We start from the raw sequence: 16,264 nt of genomic DNA, 5'->3' as shown, positions 1-16,264 counted from the left end.
AATTCCATCGGCACGAACACGCATTGGTTTCAACGAGGCTATCGCGATCGCCTTCCTCGGACTGATAGTAAACATTGTCAGCGCCTGGATGCTCAGTGGCGGCGACCATGGTCACCACCACGGCAATGGCCATGCGCACGACCACTCCGGTCATGCACATGACGACGAGCCGAAGGTTATTGACACCCCGGCCGGACGCCTGCAGTTGAGCATCTTCGAGGATGGGGTTCCTCCGCGCTTCCGAGTGCGTTCTCTCCAAGAGCCAGGGAGTGCGCAGCCCCTTTGGGCGGCTGATGTCATGCTAACCACGGTGCGCACCGGCGGGGAAGAGCAGTGCTTTGCCTTGCGTGACGTAGGTGACTGCTGGGAGTCAGTCGAGGAGATTCCCGAGCCACACGATTTCAGCCTGCACGTGAAGCTCGGGGCGCGCTTCGAGTCGTTCGGCGCCACGCTGCATTACGAAGAACCCATACCCCATACACATGGCGGGCACCACCGAGACCACAACATGCGTGCAGCGTTTGTGCACGTTGCGGCGGATGCGGCAGTCTCCGTCCTTGCGATCCTGGGCTTGGCCGCAGGCAAATTCTTCGGCTTGAATTTCATGGATCCGGTCATGGGCATCGTCGGGGCATTGGTGATCGCCAATTGGTCATTCGGCCTAGTCCGCGACACGGGTGCGATTCTGCTCGACATGAATCCAGACCGTCGGCTTAGCCATGACATCGCGACGCTGGTGAAGGCGCAGGGTGACAGCATCCGCGATCTGCACCTCTGGCGCCTGGGCCCGGGCCACTTGGGCGCGATCCTCGCCGTGCAAAATCATGACGGCGAAAGGGATTGTGTTCATTACCAGCGCCTGCTCGCCCGCTTTTCCGATCTTTCCCACGTGACCGTTCAAGTCACGCGCTAGATGTTCCGGGTGTTCATGGGAAGAGGCCCTTTCCCTTGCGCGCCTAGATGGGAATTAGCGCCGACGCCGATTTGAGCCATGCGCCGGGTTTGCCGTGAGCCGATTGGAAAGCGCCGAAATTCAAGCCTGCCGCTGCACGCAGTTCGTTTGCCATGGTCAGATGGCGGCTCACCAGAATCATCGAACGGCATTAGATGGCCGACAGCGGCCTTTCTTTCGCTCGGCCCGACCGAGCGCTAAGGCCGATCAGCAGTCCCCCAAAGAGTCGGTTCGACCCCGAACGCCAGCGCGCCGCCTCGTCCGATCGACACGCCGCCGCCGGTGGCGGCTTTCGATTGAAATCGACGACGGGTTGAAGCGGGAAATACGGCGGGTCTGATCAGACGCCGCACCATCCGTCCCCACCCTGCAGAGTCAGGGCATGGACACGACCCAGCTCACCCAGTTTCTCGACTTCGCCCGTCTGCAGGATGTGCACATCGACCCGCAGCGTCTGCAGGTCGATGGCCGTATTCACCGCGCCGACGTGGGCGACCGCCCGAATGGCAGGAACGATGCCGCTTATCTGTTGCGGGAAGACGGCAGCGGATGGGTGACGAACTTCAAGGCCGAGGGCAGACCCATCGCCTTTCGCCCGGAACTGGCGCGGGAACGCACGCCTGAAGAACAACAAAAGGCCGAAGCCGAACGCGCCGCCTGGCTGCAGCAGCAAGCCGAGCGCCAAAAGGCCGCAATTTCCGACAGCCTGGCGCGCTGGGAGGCCAGCCATGAGCCGCAGAACTTTCCCTATCTGCAAAACCCCGCACTGCCCACGGCCGGGCTGCGGCAGCACAGTGCGCAATTGCTCGTGCCCATGCTCAAGCTCACCGAGGGCGAGCCCGGCTGGGTTGGCACACAGCGCATCGCCTGGGCCGAACCGGGCCAGTCTGCCGACAAACGCTTCGTCGCGGGTACGCCGACACAGGGCGCCTTCGCCGTCATCCCCATCGACGGTCAGGACGCCGAAGCGCCACTGCGCGCCTTCGAGACCGCCAAAACCGCCCCGCATGTCGTGATGTGCGAAGGCATCGGCACCGCGCTGGCCCTCCATCAGGCCACAGGCCTGCCCGTCATTGCCGCGCTCTCGGCTCAGAACCTTCCTGACGTGGCTCGCGCCCTGCACGATCAGGTGCAGGGTCGCGTGACTCTCTACGCCGACAACGACGGCGAGCGTGCCGCCCACAAAGGGCAGATCAATGCCCTCAAAGCCGCCCGCATCCTCGGCAGCGCCCGCACCGCCATCGCCCTTCCCGAAAAAACCTCCGGCGTCACGCCCCCCGGCTACGACGCCCGCGACCAACTCCGCGACAGCGGGCCGGATGCGATCCGCGCCACCCTGGATCGCGCCGTCCCGCCGTGGATTTTCCAGCGCAGCCATCCCGGCCTCGCGCCATCCGCCGGGCAGGGGCGTCAGCCCTTGTCCCCCACCCCCCATCTCAAGCAGGAGAAACCGATGGAACCACAAGCCGAAATCGAACCGCAGCAGAAACCCGCCCCCGATGAACCCGCCCCCGTCCAGCAAGCTGTGAACTTGAAGCGAACGGAGTTCGCCGACCTCAACGCGGCCCTGGAGCAAGTCGAATCCGAACAGGAGCCGAAGCCAGAGCAAAAAGTGGCGGAAGTCAGCGACGCAGAGAAAGAAGCCGCCTTGTTGAATGCCTGGCGCGAAGCGGCTCAGCCCACCCGCGAAATTCGCACCAAGGCCTGGCATGACCTGAACGCGCAGCATCAAGCTGCGCGGGAATCCCTGTTTTCCGGTCTGGCTCAGCAACGCGCCGAAACCGTCAAGAATGGGGGCGATCCCGATGTGCAGACGTTCGAGGCCGCCAAGCAAATCGAGCATCTGCAGAAACAGCAGGCCGCCGAGCGCAAGACCCTGGCCAGCAGCCTGCCTCTCGTTCCGACCCTGCGCGAGTTTCTGGAACCTCGCGCCGAACACGACCCCGCCGCCGCCCGCCTGCTCGAACAAGAAAAACGCCGCGATCCCGCGCAGCAAATCATCCGGGGCCGGCGCACCGCGGCGATGGAACCCGAAGTGCTCGATGGCCTGACCCACGATATCGAGGACGGACCGCCGAAGTGCGTTCACTATGCGCGCGATGGCGAGCGGGTGATGACAGACCGCGGCGAGCGGGTCGATCTCTACCACGTCGATGACCCCGAGATCGAGGCCGCCCTGCGCCTAGCCGAGCAGAAGTACGACATGGACAAAGGGCTGCAACTCAACGGCAGCCGCGAATTCCAGGAGCGCACCGCCGAGATTGCCGGTCGCATGGGTCTGAAAGTGCAGAACCCCGAACTGCAACAGACCTGGCAGCTCGGCCGCCTGCAAACCCTGCAGAGCGAAGAACTCGGTGCAGACACAAGACTCACCGCGCCAGCAGTCGGCAAGGGCAGCGTTGAAGCGGTCCGCGCAGTTCATGGCGGCGACAGGCGCGCCTACACCGTCGATGCACAAGCCATGCAGGCCGAAGCCTTGCTCGGCAAGCTCGACATCCACGGCTTCGACGCCCTCGACCGCGCCTCGCGCGATCAGCCCCTCACGCCAGAGCAGCGCACCCAACTGCAGGGCCATGACGAACAGACCCGCCTGATCGACGACCAGGATCGCCTCACTCCGCTGGGCGAGCGCGTGACCGAGCGCATGTGGGCCAAGATCGAGACCGAGCGTGAGCAGCTTCAGCAACAACTACGCACCCGCAACATCGACGAAGAGCTGAAAAAACGCGAAGAGCAGGCACAAAAGCAAGAGCGCACCGAAGAAAAGGCGCAGGAAAAAGCCGTGGAACGTGAGATCGTCGCCCATGAGCGCGCCGAAGAACGCGAGGTCGAAACGCCGCAGCGTGCGCCCGTCCGTTCCCGACCGCGGCAACCCAGCCGCGACATGGGCCTGGGCGGCTGAGCCTCCTGTCCCCACTCCACAGAGTCTTTCCGTGGCGCGTCGTGCGCCACGGCCTATCTCACAGGAGCCCGTCATGCAAAACCCCGAAACCCCAGCCGTCGTCCCTGCGGACGGCGCCCCCGAGTTTGAGTCCATCTTCGTCTCTGACCGCGCCACGGCCGAAGCCCTCGGCGCGGACTTCGAAGATGACGCGCAAACGGAGGCTGATCATGGCTGAGAACATCAAACCCGATCACCCCGTCAAACCCCCGCGCGACCTGCGCCAGGAACTCACCGACAAACTCGTTCAGACCTTGGAGCAGGGACAGATTCCCTGGGACAAGCCCTTTGCCGCGTTGCGGGCAGGTCTACCGCGCAATATGGAAACCGGACGGGAATACCGCGGCGGCAACCGCCTCATGCTGATGCTGGAGCAAGCCGATCGAGGGTACACCGATCCGCGCTACGGCACCGTCAAGCAGATCAACGCCCTGGGCGGGCGCATCAAAAAGGGCGAACACGGCCTGCCCGTCGAGCTGTGGAAAGAGCAACCCTTTTATGCCCGCAAGGACATCAGCGTCACGCTCAACGGCATGCGGGTGAAGGTGTTCGGCGAGAAGAACGGCCGGGCAGAGGTCGGTATGCCGACGGACAAGGACGCCACCCTGCACGTCAAGACCACCGATCTGCGCGTGCAGCGCCGTACCGAACAAGGCCCGCAACATCTGAGCTGGGACAAGGCGCGCGAACTCGACACCTGGACTTCTCGCGTCCACACCGTGTTCAACGTCGCACAATGCGAGGGGCTGAAACTGGAGCCCCTGGCACCCGCGCCGACCTTCGACCCGGTGACGCGAGGCGAGTCGCTCAAGGAGGCCATGGCGCGCGATGGACTCAGCTACGGCGAGCATCCCGAGCACGCCTTTTATTCGCCCAAGCGTGACCAGGTGGTTCTGCCTCCACGCGGCGCCTTCAATTCCGAGTTGGGCAAGGAGGAGGGCGCGGCGCGCTACTACGGCACGCTGCTGCACGAGATCGGCCATGCCACCGGCGCAGCGCACCGTCTGAATCGTGAAGGCATCACCGGCGGTCACCGCTTCGGCTCCGAGGGCTACGCCAAGGAAGAGCTACGCGCCGAGATGTTCAGCCTGTTCGCCGCCGCCCAGACCGGCATCCCGCATGACGCCGAACGTCACGCCGCCTACGTTCAGGATTGGGCCAAGGTGCTCAAGAACGACAAGAACGAAATCTTCCGGGCCGCAGCGGAAGCGGGCAAGGCGGTGGACTATGTGCTCGCCAAAGAGCAGGCCTTGCAGGTCACGCAGGAGCGGCAGACTACGGCGAAGGTGGCGGAACGGGCGGCAGACTCTGCGCCGCAGCCCGAACTGGCGCAAGGCAAGCGCAAGACCGTCGAGATCGACGCTCCCGCGCATTGGGCGAGCGCTCTGGTCAACCGCGATGAAAGCGGACTGGGCGAGAGCGAAGCCGCCTGCGTCAAGGACTGGGTCGGAAAGCAAGGCGTCGGCTGGCCGGTCTCCATGTCCGATCCTTTCATGGGTCGGCACGAAGGCTTACTCACCGAGATGGCAACCTATTCCTTCCTGGTGCCGCAAAAAGACATCGGCCCGAGCGTGGACGGCGGGCTGAATCCAGATGCAGGCAAACCCACGGGTAAACCGCCAACCCTGCATGATGCCCTGGAGGCCAGCGGGTGGAAGCGCACGCAGGGCGGTTCCTATGAAAAGACCTTCCTGCTGGACAAGGACCGAAACAAAGGCGGCGAGTTCACGCACGGCAAGGCATCGGTCGAGAAAATCCTGAACGTCAACACCCAGTCCAGCGGCTTTGTGATCGCACAGGGATGGAACGACATTCCCATCCCCGTCAAGGACGGCTTGTCGTCCACGGAGCGCGTCGCTGAACTCGACCACGCGGCCAAACAGCTTCTGATGGCTGAGCATGGAAAAAGTCTGGGCGTGACCGTAATTCGCGGCAAGGGTGAACCAGAGGTTCAACCCGTGCCCCCGGCGCACGACAGGATGCAGGAGGCACTTCTGCGTGAAAATGAATTGCTGTCCAAGCAGCCTCACGAACTGACCTTTGCCGAGTTCGCCACCGTTGCCACGGCGCAGAAACTCGGCCCGAACCATGGGCGAGAATGGGTCGTGTTCAACGGCAGCGCGCAGCGTGGTGAACTGATGGGCTACGCCGAGGGCCCGACCGCGAACGATGCGCTGCGCATGATGCACAAAAACCGGGTCAACAACGCGCTGTACGACAACATGCCTGATGCGGTTCATCCGCCGGGCATGGAACCCAAGAGCATGCCGCCTCAGCAGGTACTTGACGAATACCCCGATCTGAAAGAGAAGTTCGCGCCGGCAATCGAAGAGCATCGTCAGATGCTCGCCAAGGAAGACCGAAAGGCAGCCGAGTACCGGGAGATGACGGAACCCAGCGCTTACGAAAAAGCCGTCCAGAACTTTGTTGCGAATGGCGGCAAGGAGCCAGAAGCGCGCCGCATCCTGGACAGCGAGATGGCGGGTGATGTGTCGCGCAAAGCGCTTGCCGATGCTCTGGCGTTCCACTGCTTCGCCGACGCCGTAGGCGCCGACAAACTGGCTGCCGACATCCTCGCCGAACAAAACCGCAAGGTTCTCGACAAGGAGGACCGCAAGGCAGCCGAGTATCAGGTGATGAAGCAGGCTGAGCAGGGAGCAGGCAAGGACAAGTCCAACGCGTCCGATCGATCCGCCGAGAAATCCTCCGAACCGCCCGAGGCTGACAAACCCGAGCGCCCAGCCCGTCCCCGTCTGCGCCAGTCGAACCGCAAGGCCGCGGCGATGGAACGCTGAACCCAGCACGCCCAGCGGCCGGTGGCGCAAAACCGCCGCAGCGCGCGACCGGATTCCTTCCCCCCTGTTGGCGATCCTTGCCGGGGCGCACGCCGACTGGCCCACGTCACGGGCCGCCCCCAAACCTTTCCAGGCAGCACGACCATGAGCACCGCATCCGAAGCCATCTACCACATCCCCAAGGCGCAGAGAGACATCACCCGCTTCGTCTGGACGGGTCTGGGCCTGTTCATCATGATCGTGCTGCTGTCCACCTGGGCGGCCACCGAATACGCCGCCTGGGCCTTCGGTTTCACCCCGGCACTGGGTGCGCCCATGATCCCGCCGTGGCTCTACGCCCCCTACGACATCCTGATCTGGACCTTCAAATACAACCGCATCGAATACGGCCAGGCCGTGCTGGACATCCTGGAACGCGCCCACCTCATCATGGGCGTCGGCGGCTTCCTCTCCCTGGTGCTGCCCGTAGGCATCGCCTACCGCCGCTCACGCAAGGCCGACGCCGAACGCAACGATCTGCACGGCTCGGCGCACTGGGCTACAGCCCCGGAAGTCGCCGCCACAGCCATCCTGCCAGACGACAAAAACAAGGGCGGGGTGCTGTTCGGCGCCTGGAACGACGGCCCGCAGGTGCGCTATCTGCGTCACAAGGGGCCGGAACACATGATGGTGTTCGCGCCGACGCGCTCCGGCAAGGGCGTGGGCATCGTCATCCCCACCTTGCTGAACTGGGATCAATCCGTCCTGGTGCACGACATCAAGGGCGAGAACTGGGCGCTGACCAGCGGCTTTCGCGAGAAAGTGCTGGGGCAGCGTGCCATCAAGTTCGACCCGACCTCTCCCGACTCCGCCCGCTTCAACCCCTTGCAGGAAATCCGCATGGACGGCAACCTAGTCAAGGATGTGCAGAACATCGCCACCATGATCGTCGATCCTGACGGCAAGGGCCTGAACGACCACTGGGCCAAGACCGGCTTCGACCTCATGACCGGGGTGGTGCTGTTTGTCTTGCTCTACTGGGACGGCAATAGCCCAGACGCTCGCCTGCGTTGCCTGCATACCGTGCAGGCCATCCTCTCCGACGGCGGCCCGATCCGTGACATCGCCCGGGAAGCGACCGAGCGCAATCAAGGTGAGGACGCCGAGCCGATGGAAGGCTCGCAGGCCGTGATGACCTACATCCGCGATGTCGCCCTGGAGAAAGGCGCACAGACCAACGATCCCCATGCACGTACCGGCTGGGCCGCTGTGGCGCAGGCCAGCCAGTCCTTCCTGAACAAGGCGCCGAACGAAGCCTCGGGCGTGCTGTCCACCGCGCTGTCCTTTCTCTCCCTCTACCGCGACCCCATCGTCGCCGACAACACCCGCGTCTCCGATTTCACCCTGGAAAGCATCATGGGCGGCGCTGATGTGGACGGCAAGCCGGAACCCAGGAAGACGGCGCTGTATCTGGTGGTGCCGCCCAGCGACAAGGATCGCCTCAAGCCCCTGCTGCGCCTGGTCATCAATCAGGTCGTGCGGCGACTGACTGAGGGCATGGACTTCGATGCCGGCGGGGCGAGCAAGAGTCGCTACCCCCATCGTCTCCTGCTGCTGCTCGACGAATTCCCCAGTCTGGGCAAGCTCGACATCTTCCAGGAGGCGCTTGCCTTCATAGCCGGCTACGGACTCAAGGCCCTGTTGATCGTGCAGGACTTGAGCCAGCTCTTTGCCGCCTATGGCAAGGATGAATCCATCATCAGCAACTGCCACATCCGCGTGGCCTATGCGCCGAACAAGATCGAGACGGCCGAGCTGCTGAGCAAGATGGCCGGTCAGGCCACCGTCAGCCACACCCAGCGGCAATACAGCGGCAACCGGCTTGCGGTGGTGCTGCAGAACGTCAACACCAATGAGCAGATCGTGCAGCGCCCGCTGTTGACCCCCGACGAGTGCATGCGCCTGCCGCCCGACGACGAGCTGGTCTTCGTCGCAGGTCACGCCCCCGTTTACTGCCAGAAGATCAAGTATTACCAGGACGCAGCGCTGGCCGAGCGCATCAAGCTCGGCGCGGCGGCATCAACGGGGAGACTGGCATGAGCATTCCCTACGCCCTCGAACAGGCGATCTCATGCCGCAGTCGGCCGCGCTGGCATCGCCTCCTCATCCCCATCGCGGCGCTGGCAACGACCGCCCTGGCCATCAACCTCCTGGGGTGGCTCGGCTGGCGGGTCAACTGGACCGAGAGCGAGCCGCTCGGTCTGTATCGCCTGCTGCCCGTCACGGCAAATTCCCGCATCGTCCGCGGCGAACGCTCCGAGTTCTGTCCCCCAGCCTCGGTGACGCCGCAGGCCTTCCCCTTCTATATGAAAGGCGACTGTCCGGGCGGCGGCATGCCGATGTTCAAGCAGATCGTCGGTCTGCCCGGCGACCACATCACCGTCACCCCACAGGCCGTGACCATCGACGGCAAGGCGCTTGCCCATAGCGGCCAGCTTCCCGACTCCCCGAGCTTTCCAGAGGTGCATCTGCCTCACCAGCACGGCGTGTTCACACTCGGCCCCGATCAGTTCTGGATGTATGGCAGTGGAGCTCGTCCAGCGATGGCCGCCCAGAGTTTCGACAGCCGCTACTGGGGGCCGATCACCCGGCAAGACATCCGCAGGGTGACTGGATCGTGAGGCGTCAACGCGCGTGCGTCTTCACCCATTCGCCGCATGCGTGCGAGCTCCGCATCCGTGACTTCGTGGGTATCCGGGTCCGCTGCAATTCCTGCATTGATCGCCGCGTCCTCTTCGGGTGTGGGCACGATCAGGGTGCGGCCATGTCTGGTTTTGATCGTTTGCTGCATTGTTGGCTCGGCCGATCCGATAGGCGCATGCACTCATTTCACATGCGCCTTGTGCGCCTCGACATAAGAGCGCAAAACAGCATTCATGCGCGACTGATACCGCTGACCAGTGTGCTTGAAGAACTCCAGCACTTCGGCATCGATGCGCAGCGTGATCTGCTTCTTGGTATGCGGCAACTGCTCTGCCGCTTTCATCCAGACCGCATCCGGCAAATAGGGCGCATCACTGTAGTCGATCTGCTCATCGGGCATGGCGGCGACGGCCTCAAGCTCGGCGCGTTGTTGCGCCGTCAAAGGGGGGAGGTTCTTCGGGTCAAGGGTGAGCCTGACGGTATTGCTTGCGCTCTTGCTCATTGGCTTTCCTCGCTGAAATTAGCCGGATGGTGTCCTCATGCCGGACGGTATAGACCACGTATAACAAGGTCGGGTCGGCATAGCCGATGGTGGCCCATCGGTCTTCGCCATAGTCCTCCCGCCCGTCGTACACCTCAATGCGGCAAGGATCGAGCAGCGCCCGCGCTGCCACGCTGAATCGCACGCCGTGCTTTTTCAGATTTCGTGCCGCCTTGTCATCGTCCCATTCAAAGTCCATCGCTGCATTGTAGGTGCATATTGTAGTTATATCGGGCATCCGATTCAACGCCTCATCGAAACAAGCCCAGGTTGGAGACCTCCTGGTCCGGGTGCGGGCTCACCCTCCTGTCCCCACCCCGCAGAGTCCGGGCAGGGCGCCAACGTCAGGTGTCCCGTTCCCCATTCTGAAAGGCATCCTCATGAAACGTCTCAAAACGCTTTCCATCCACCACCGTCTGCGGGCTGCGGTCGTGCGGCGCCTCGTGCTCGCCTCTGCAGTATTCGCCGCCACCATGGCCGACGCCTTCGCCACCGGCGCGGGCGGCTTGCCGTGGGACAGCGCGGTCAGCACCCTGCAGAACGACCTGACCGGCCCGGTGGCCACAGCCATCAGCGTCATTGCCTTTTTGGCTGCGGGTGCCGCCCTGGTGTTCGGCGAAGAACTCGGCGGCATTGCCAAGAAAGCCTTGTACGTCGTACTCGGCGTGGCCTTCATCGTCCTGGGCAACAAGTTCCTCCAGGTGCTCGGACTGACCGGCGCCCTGGTGTTCTGAAGATGCACCCCGCCCTCTCACAGGCCGGGCAAGGCGGGGAGGCAACTCCCCGCCCCCAACTGCCCGAAGTCCTGATCGCCGTCGTGCAGGCCCTGGTCGAGCAGGGCTGGGAGCTGCCGCAGATTGTTGCAGCGCTGCGCCACACGGCCGACCTCACTGAATTCACTGACCGCGTGACCGGAGTTCCGCAATGAACGACACCAAAACCCCGATCCATGATTCGCTCAATCGCCCCATTCTGATGATGGGCGGTGAACGCCAACTGGTTCTGCTGCTGGCCATCGTGGCGGGCATTTTCATCTTCTCGCTGGCCAAGCTCTGGGCCGCTGTCATCGGCGTCACGCTGTGGATGGTCGGCCAGTGGGCGCTCTCCCGCGCGGCCGCCTACGACCCCATCCTGTCAAAGACCGGCGGACGCTTGCTCAAATATCGCCGCTACTACCCGGCACAGGCTAGCCCCTTCGCCAAGGATCGCGAGGTGCGGTCATGATGGCGTTCAAGGAGTTCCGCTCTGCCGCCTTCAGCCTGTCCGACCTGATGCCCTGGGCGGCGCTGGTGGACAACGGCGTCGTGCTGACCAAGAGCGGGGGCCTGATGGCCGCCTGGGACTACCACGGCCCCGATCTGGACTCTTCCACGCAGGAAGAACTCGGCGCGATGGCTGCCCGCGTCAACGCGGCCTTGAAGCTGGGTGACGGCTGGGTGCTGCACTGCGACGCGGTGCGCGCGCCCGCGCCGGGCTACGCCCCACCCGGCGCGTTCCCCGACCGCACCACACGACTGATCGACGACGTTCGCCGCAACAGCCACGAGCGCAGCTTCGTGGGCTACCGCAGCCGGTTCATTCTCACCGTCACCTGGTTCCCCATGCCCGACGCAGCGAGCAAAACGGCCGATCTGTTTGTCGAGGGCCGAGTCAAAGCCACGGCCAGCCGCAACCTTGAACGCTTCAAGGAACAGATCCGGGAACTGGAATCCCGCCTTTCGACCCTGCTGGAGATCCGTCGCCTCAAAGACAGCATCGACCCTCGCACCGGCTTCCTCACCAGCCCGTTGCTGGCCCATCTGGAACAGTGCGTGAGCCTGTTGCCGGATTGCCGCCCCTTCCGCATGGCGCAAGTGCCCATGTACCTGGACGCCGTGCTCGGCCAGCACGATTTCACGACCGGCTTCATCCCCCGTATCGACCGTCGCAGCCTGTCCTGCATCGCGCTGACCGGTCTGCCGCCTGAGAGTTTCCCCGGCATTCTGGACATGCTCTCGCGGCTGCCGGTGTCGTACCGCTGGAGCAGCCGCTTCATCTACCTCGATCCCGGCCAGGCCGAGAAGACGCTCAACAAATACCGCAGCAAGTGGGCACAAAAGCGCAAGAGCATGATGAACCTGCTGCGTGAAAACGCCGGCGGCCAGGCCACCCACATCAACGCCGACGCCGATCGCATGGCCAACGACGCGGTGCAGGCGCTGGCCGAAGCGTCCAGCGGCATGGTGCTGTTCGGCTACTACACCAGTGTTCTGCTGCTCTCGCATGAAGACCCGCAAGTCCTGGACGAATCCACCCGGGAAATGGTCAAGCTCATCGAGAACCGCGGCTTCGGCGCCCGCGTGGAGGACGTGAACGCGGTCGAGGCCTATCTGGGCACGTTGCCGGGCAACACCGCCGCCAATGTGCGCCGCCCCATCATTCATACGCTTAATCTGGCCCACCTGCTGCCGCTGACCGCCGTCTGGGCCGGGCCGGAGCACAACCCGTGTCCGTTCTACCCGCCAAACAGCCCGCCGCTGCTGCAGGCCAAGACCGACGGGGGCACGCCCTTCACCCTCTGTCTTCACGCTTCCGACCTGGGCCATTCCGCCATCCTCGGTCCGACCGGCGCCGGCAAAAGCACGCTGCTGGCCCTCGTGGCGGCGCAGCAATTTCGTTACCCAGGCGCACAGGTCTTCGCCTTCGACAAGGGCTATTCGATGCTGCCGCTGTGCTGGGCGGCCGGTGGCGAGCACTACGACATCGCGGGCGAGCACGGTGATCTGGCGTTTTGCCCGCTGGGCCGGGTCGATGAGCCTGTTGAGCGTGTGTGGGCTGCCGAATGGCTGGAGCAACTCTGCGAGCTGCAGGGCGTCAAGATGCTGCCTCACCATCGCCAGGAGCTATTCCGAGCGATCACCCAGCTCGGTGCCTCGACCGACCGCATGGCACAGCGCACCCTGACCAACTTCCTGGTGCTGCTGCAGGATCAGAGTCTGCGCGAAGCCCTGCAGGCCTACACCCTGCGTGGCATGGCCGGCCACCTGCTCGATGCCGAAACCGACAGCCTGGGGCAGGATGTGTTCCAGGTCTTCGAGATGGAGCACCTGATGAACAAGGGCGACAAGCTCGTGCTGCCGGTGCTGACCTATCTGTTCCACCGTATCGAGCAGCGTTTCAAGGGCCAGCCCACGCTGTTGATCCTCGATGAAGCCTGGATCATGCTCAGCCATCCCGCGTTTAAGGCCAAGATCAGGGAATGGCTCAAAGTGCTGCGCAAGGCGAATGTGGCCGTGGTGTTCGCCACGCAGTCCCTGACCGACTTGGTGCGATCGGGCATCGCCGATGTGATCTTCGAGTCTTGCCCGACCAAAATTTTTCTGCCCAACCCCGAGGCCGAGACCGAGAACATCCGCCCCCTGTATGAGGGCGTGGGGCTCAACGCCCGGCAAATCCAGATTCTGGCCTTTGCCACTCCGAAGCGACAGTACTACGTCATGCACCCAGACGGGTGCCGTCTGTTCGATCTTGGCCTGACCAGCCCCGAACTGGCCTTCGTCGGGGCCAGCGGCAAAAACGACATCGCGCGCATCCGGCAACTGCGCGAGACCCTTGGCGATGCGTGGCCCGCCCAATGGCTGCGCGAACGCGGCCAAAACCACGCCGCAGAACTTTGGGAGTCGTACGAATGAAAAAGACCCTTCTCGCCGCCTCGCTTGCGGCCTTGCCGTTGCTGGCCTGGGCCGATGGACAGGCGTCCATCAAGGCCGACAGCCAGACCAATCTCGGATCGACCTACACCGCTGGCACGGCCAGGACGCTTGAGTCCGCCTACAGCAGCGCAGCAGGTGTTGCGGGCGATATTGCGCAGCAGGATCAGCAGAACGCGCAGCAGATGTACGGTGTCTGGCAGACCGATCTGGCGAATGTCGCCTACTACCAGTCACAGGCATCTTCTGCGCAAGCTGCCGCCAACTCGGCCTCGGATCAGACCATGGCGGATCAGTACGCCCAGCAGGCTCAGGACGCGGCCAATCAAGCCGCCTACTGGTCGAACCGGGCGCAGCAGGACGGAGATGTCTATCAAGCCTGGCTCGACGCCGCCAATCAGGCGCAGTCCACGAGCAGCCAGCAAACCGCCCTCTCCAATGAGCAGGGCGCGCTGGCCCAGCAGTCCGCACAGTCGCAGCAATCGAGTTACGACACGCTGATGAACAACGACGTGCCGCAGGCGCAGGCCGACACGTCCGCGCAGGCCAATCAGTCCAGCCAGACCAGCCAGACCAGCCAGACCAGCCAGACCCGCCAGACCCGCCAGACCAGCGCCCAGCAAGGCCTGTCCAGCGTCCAGCAGCAGACCGGCGTGCAGCAAGGGCAGGTGCAGCAAGCCGCGTCCAGCCACAGCGCCGACATCGGCTATCTGGCTGCAGCCGCCGCCCCGCAAGCCGTCATGGCAGGTATGGCGATGGGCGAGCAGACCGCCAACATCACGGCCGTTCATGCCGCACAGGCCGCCGCAGCCTGCTCGGGGTGGAATCCCGGCTGCGCTGCGTACTGGTGGGGCGTCAACGCCGCCGCGCAATCCACGGCCAACAGCCTCTACGCCGCGCAAATGGCCGCAGCACCGGCGCTGGCCGTGACGTACATCGCTGCGGGCACGCAAGCGGCCAAGCAGTCCTTTGACCAGGTGCAGCAGCAGATCGGGCAGATGACCGGCGTGCAGCAGCAGACCTCGGCCAGCCTGCCGACTGCGGTCGGCCAGACGCCCTACACCGTCACGAACGATACCCGATACCAGTCGGTGGGATCAAGCCAGAACCAGCAGCAAATCCAGCACGCTCAGGAAAACACCGACGCGACCTGGCAAGGCGCGCAGGACTGGTCGTCCGGCCAGATGTATTCCAGACAGGAACAGGCGGCACGGTCGATCCAGCAGACCGATCTTGCGAACGCCTCCGCAGCGCCGAGTGTCGGCGCGCAGCAAGCCTGGCAGGGCGCGGCAGATATTGCCGGGCAGGAGGCCGACCAGAACGCGACCTGGGCGTCCTGGTATGGCGACCGGCTGCAACAGGACGAAGACCGCCAGAACCAGTCGGCCGCTGCCGTACAGGCCGACACCACGGGGCAGGCCCAAGCCATGAACGGTGCCGCGGCGCAATCTGCCGTCACCTCGTTCAACGCCACGATGCAATCGATCAACGCCGCTGTTGCGGCCCAGTGAGGAAATCCACCATGAAGACGATGAACAAATCCCTGATTGCCATCGCTTTGTCCCTGGCCGGCCTTGCGGCGATGCCCAGCGCCCACGCCTCCGGCGCCATCGCCGGGGCGACCCTGCCTGAGCAAATCGTGCAGGAGGCGACGATGGTCGAGCAGCTCAACAACGCCATTCAGCAGGTGCAGCAAGGTTTCCAGAGCCTGTACAACCAGGCGCTGAATCTCAAGAGCCTGCCGATGCAGATGTGGCCGAACGTGTCCGGGCAGCTTCAGCAGCTTGTGCAGCTCGTCGGACAGGCCAAGGGGCTGAGTTATGCCGCGCAGAACACGGTGGCCGCCGTGCAGCAACAGTTCGGCGCACCCGATAGCGTGCTTGGTAACTACAACGCCAGCCTGCAGAAGTGGACCGGCGATCTCGATAGCCAAATCTCCGGCGTTCTCCAGCAATATGGGCTCAATGCACAGAAGTTCCAGACGACGCAATCAGCGCTCCAGCAGATTCAGGATGCCAGCCAGTCCGCCGCCGGGCGCATGCAGGTCATGCAGGCCGGCAACCAGATCGCCGGGCTGATGGTCAACCAGCTGCAAGGCTTGCAATCCGACATTCAGGCCGGGAATCAGGCCATGCTGAACTACATGGCCATGCAGGCGCATACGCAGGTGAATCAGTCCAACAGCGTGACGCCCATTCTGACCGCGCCCACCGGGCCGGGCGCATTCTGAGGAGCCATGATGCGACCTGCCACCGCCGCAACTTGGCGAATTACCCTTCCGACCCGCACGCAATGGGCCGTTGCGGCCGGGTTGATGCTCCTGCTCGCGGTGGCGGTCAGTGCGCACGCCGCGCCTGCGCCCACCCCGACAGGCGGCCCAGGGGGCCAGGGATACCTTGACACCATCAGCTCCCAGTTTCAAGCCGCGACCACGGGGTGGATGACCACGGCGCAGGGCTACGCCTTCAAGATATTCACGGCGCTGGCCGCCATGGATTTGTCTTGGTGGGGGATCAAGCAGGTTCTCAAGAAAAACGACCTGGCCGACTTCATCGCCGGAGCCACCCTGAAGATCGCCTCCATCGCCTTCTTCTACACCATCGTCAAGTACGCGCCGACGTGGATGCCGCTGATCACGTCGAGCTTCATGGACATGGGTTAAGC

At 63.9% G+C, this 16,264-nt stretch carries 16 protein-coding genes; 13 read left to right on the top strand and 3 right to left on the bottom strand.

Going from position 1 to position 16,264, the window contains the following annotated elements; translation table 11 throughout:
- Positions 1 to 913 (top strand): CDF family Co(II)/Ni(II) efflux transporter DmeF (gene dmeF, locus B3H47_RS12350; RefSeq protein WP_286987238.1); only part of this gene is annotated, 913 nt, incomplete at its 5' end.
- Between the two features lie 43 nt (positions 914 to 956).
- On the opposite strand, the gene B3H47_RS12345 is transcribed toward dmeF, so the two are convergent.
- A complete protein-coding gene (locus B3H47_RS12345) occupies positions 957 to 1,094 on the bottom strand; it encodes a hypothetical protein (RefSeq protein ID WP_156054886.1) in 138 nt (45 codons plus the stop codon).
- A gap of 240 nt (positions 1,095 to 1,334) precedes the next feature.
- Between B3H47_RS12345 and B3H47_RS12340 the strand changes: the two genes are divergently transcribed.
- From B3H47_RS12340 to B3H47_RS12320, 5 genes are all read left to right on the top strand, one after another.
- Positions 1,335 to 3,854, top strand: a complete 2,520-nt coding sequence (locus B3H47_RS12340) for an LPD7 domain-containing protein (protein ID WP_286987235.1) — start codon at positions 1,335 to 1,337, stop codon at positions 3,852 to 3,854.
- A 73-nt stretch (positions 3,855 to 3,927) separates the two neighbouring features.
- Positions 3,928 to 4,071 (top strand): hypothetical protein, encoded by a 144-nt coding sequence (locus B3H47_RS12335; RefSeq protein WP_286987234.1) that lies wholly within the window; start codon positions 3,928 to 3,930, stop codon positions 4,069 to 4,071.
- Positions 4,064 to 6,688: an ArdC family protein gene (locus B3H47_RS12330; RefSeq protein WP_286987233.1), complete on the top strand. Its 2,625-nt coding sequence runs from the start codon at positions 4,064 to 4,066 to the stop codon at positions 6,686 to 6,688. Before B3H47_RS12335 ends, B3H47_RS12330 begins: the two co-directional genes overlap by 8 nt.
- Positions 6,689 to 6,832: 144 nt before the next feature.
- Positions 6,833 to 8,767: a type IV secretory system conjugative DNA transfer family protein gene (locus B3H47_RS12325; RefSeq protein WP_286987232.1), complete on the top strand. Its 1,935-nt coding sequence runs from the start codon at positions 6,833 to 6,835 to the stop codon at positions 8,765 to 8,767.
- The gene (locus B3H47_RS12320) at positions 8,764 to 9,348 is read left to right on the top strand and encodes a S26 family signal peptidase (RefSeq protein ID WP_286987231.1); all 585 of its coding nucleotides are present in this window, start codon (positions 8,764 to 8,766) and stop codon (positions 9,346 to 9,348) included. Before B3H47_RS12325 ends, B3H47_RS12320 begins: the two co-directional genes overlap by 4 nt.
- A 203-nt stretch (positions 9,349 to 9,551) precedes the next feature.
- On the opposite strand, the gene B3H47_RS12315 is transcribed toward B3H47_RS12320, so the two are convergent.
- Together B3H47_RS12315 and B3H47_RS12310 are read right to left on the bottom strand one after the other, a co-directional pair.
- Complete coding sequence (locus B3H47_RS12315) at positions 9,552 to 9,872, bottom strand: BrnA antitoxin family protein (protein ID WP_286987230.1); 321 nt, start codon at positions 9,870 to 9,872, stop codon at positions 9,552 to 9,554.
- Positions 9,832 to 10,110, bottom strand: a complete 279-nt coding sequence (locus B3H47_RS12310) for a BrnT family toxin (protein ID WP_286987228.1) — start codon at positions 10,108 to 10,110, stop codon at positions 9,832 to 9,834. Before B3H47_RS12310 ends, B3H47_RS12315 begins: the two co-directional genes overlap by 41 nt.
- Before the next feature lie 181 nt (positions 10,111 to 10,291).
- Between B3H47_RS12310 and B3H47_RS12305 the strand changes: the two genes are divergently transcribed.
- The 7 genes from B3H47_RS12305 to B3H47_RS12275 are packed head-to-tail and all read left to right on the top strand — an operon-like array spanning position 10,292 to position 16,262.
- Entirely contained in the window at positions 10,292 to 10,645 is a 354-nt protein-coding gene (locus tag B3H47_RS12305; RefSeq protein WP_286987227.1) for a TrbC/VirB2 family protein, read from the top strand.
- A 2-nt stretch (positions 10,646 to 10,647) separates the two neighbouring features.
- Positions 10,648 to 10,839 carry a hypothetical protein gene (locus tag B3H47_RS12300; protein WP_013106266.1) on the top strand — a complete coding sequence of 64 codons (192 nt, stop codon included), beginning with the start codon at positions 10,648 to 10,650 and terminating at the stop codon, positions 10,837 to 10,839.
- Complete coding sequence (gene trbD / locus B3H47_RS12295; protein ID WP_286987226.1) at positions 10,836 to 11,135, top strand: conjugal transfer protein TrbD; 300 nt, start codon at positions 10,836 to 10,838, stop codon at positions 11,133 to 11,135. Before B3H47_RS12300 ends, trbD begins: the two co-directional genes overlap by 4 nt.
- Positions 11,132 to 13,582: a transporter gene (locus B3H47_RS12290; RefSeq protein ID WP_286987225.1), complete on the top strand. Its 2,451-nt coding sequence runs from the start codon at positions 11,132 to 11,134 to the stop codon at positions 13,580 to 13,582. The genes trbD and B3H47_RS12290 overlap by 4 nt, the downstream gene beginning before the upstream one ends.
- Positions 13,579 to 15,111 (top strand): hypothetical protein, encoded by a 1,533-nt coding sequence (locus tag B3H47_RS12285; protein WP_286987224.1) that lies wholly within the window; start codon positions 13,579 to 13,581, stop codon positions 15,109 to 15,111. The genes B3H47_RS12290 and B3H47_RS12285 overlap by 4 nt, the downstream gene beginning before the upstream one ends.
- 11 nt (positions 15,112 to 15,122) lie before the next feature.
- Complete coding sequence (gene trbJ, locus B3H47_RS12280; RefSeq protein ID WP_156054896.1) at positions 15,123 to 15,830, top strand: P-type conjugative transfer protein TrbJ; 708 nt, start codon at positions 15,123 to 15,125, stop codon at positions 15,828 to 15,830.
- A gap of 9 nt (positions 15,831 to 15,839) precedes the next feature.
- Entirely contained in the window at positions 15,840 to 16,262 is a 423-nt protein-coding gene (locus B3H47_RS12275) for a hypothetical protein (protein WP_286987223.1), read from the top strand.
- The last annotated feature ends 2 nt before the right edge of the window (positions 16,263 to 16,264 follow it).

This window comes from Thiomonas sp. UBA7699 (genome assembly GCF_002482605.1).
GTDB classification, from domain to species: Bacteria; Pseudomonadota; Gammaproteobacteria; order Burkholderiales; family Burkholderiaceae_C; genus Thiomonas; species Thiomonas arsenitoxydans.
Note: the sequence above shows the minus strand (reverse complement) of the source record. Positions and strands in the feature narration are given on the sequence as shown.

Bases quoted from the DNA above. Each gene is read 5' to 3' on its own strand.
- B3H47_RS12345 (WP_156054886.1), bottom strand. From the start codon at position 1,094: ATGATTCTGGTGAGCCGCCATCTGACCATGGCAAACGAACTGCGTGCA.
- B3H47_RS12340 (WP_286987235.1), top strand. From the start codon at position 1,335: ATGGACACGACCCAGCTCACCCAGTTTCTCGACTTCGCCCGTCTGCAG.
- B3H47_RS12335 (WP_286987234.1), top strand. From the start codon at position 3,928: ATGCAAAACCCCGAAACCCCAGCCGTCGTCCCTGCGGACGGCGCCCCC.
- B3H47_RS12330 (WP_286987233.1), top strand. From the start codon at position 4,064: ATGGCTGAGAACATCAAACCCGATCACCCCGTCAAACCCCCGCGCGAC.
- B3H47_RS12325 (WP_286987232.1), top strand. From the start codon at position 6,833: ATGAGCACCGCATCCGAAGCCATCTACCACATCCCCAAGGCGCAGAGA.
- B3H47_RS12320 (WP_286987231.1), top strand. From the start codon at position 8,764: ATGAGCATTCCCTACGCCCTCGAACAGGCGATCTCATGCCGCAGTCGG.
- B3H47_RS12315 (WP_286987230.1), bottom strand. From the start codon at position 9,872: ATGAGCAAGAGCGCAAGCAATACCGTCAGGCTCACCCTTGACCCGAAG.
- B3H47_RS12310 (WP_286987228.1), bottom strand. From the start codon at position 10,110: ATGGACTTTGAATGGGACGATGACAAGGCGGCACGAAATCTGAAAAAG.
- B3H47_RS12305 (WP_286987227.1), top strand. From the start codon at position 10,292: ATGAAACGTCTCAAAACGCTTTCCATCCACCACCGTCTGCGGGCTGCG.
- B3H47_RS12300 (WP_013106266.1), top strand. From the start codon at position 10,648: ATGCACCCCGCCCTCTCACAGGCCGGGCAAGGCGGGGAGGCAACTCCC.
- trbD (WP_286987226.1), top strand. From the start codon at position 10,836: ATGAACGACACCAAAACCCCGATCCATGATTCGCTCAATCGCCCCATT.
- B3H47_RS12290 (WP_286987225.1), top strand. From the start codon at position 11,132: ATGATGGCGTTCAAGGAGTTCCGCTCTGCCGCCTTCAGCCTGTCCGAC.
- B3H47_RS12285 (WP_286987224.1), top strand. From the start codon at position 13,579: ATGAAAAAGACCCTTCTCGCCGCCTCGCTTGCGGCCTTGCCGTTGCTG.
- trbJ (WP_156054896.1), top strand. From the start codon at position 15,123: ATGAAGACGATGAACAAATCCCTGATTGCCATCGCTTTGTCCCTGGCC.
- B3H47_RS12275 (WP_286987223.1), top strand. From the start codon at position 15,840: ATGCGACCTGCCACCGCCGCAACTTGGCGAATTACCCTTCCGACCCGC.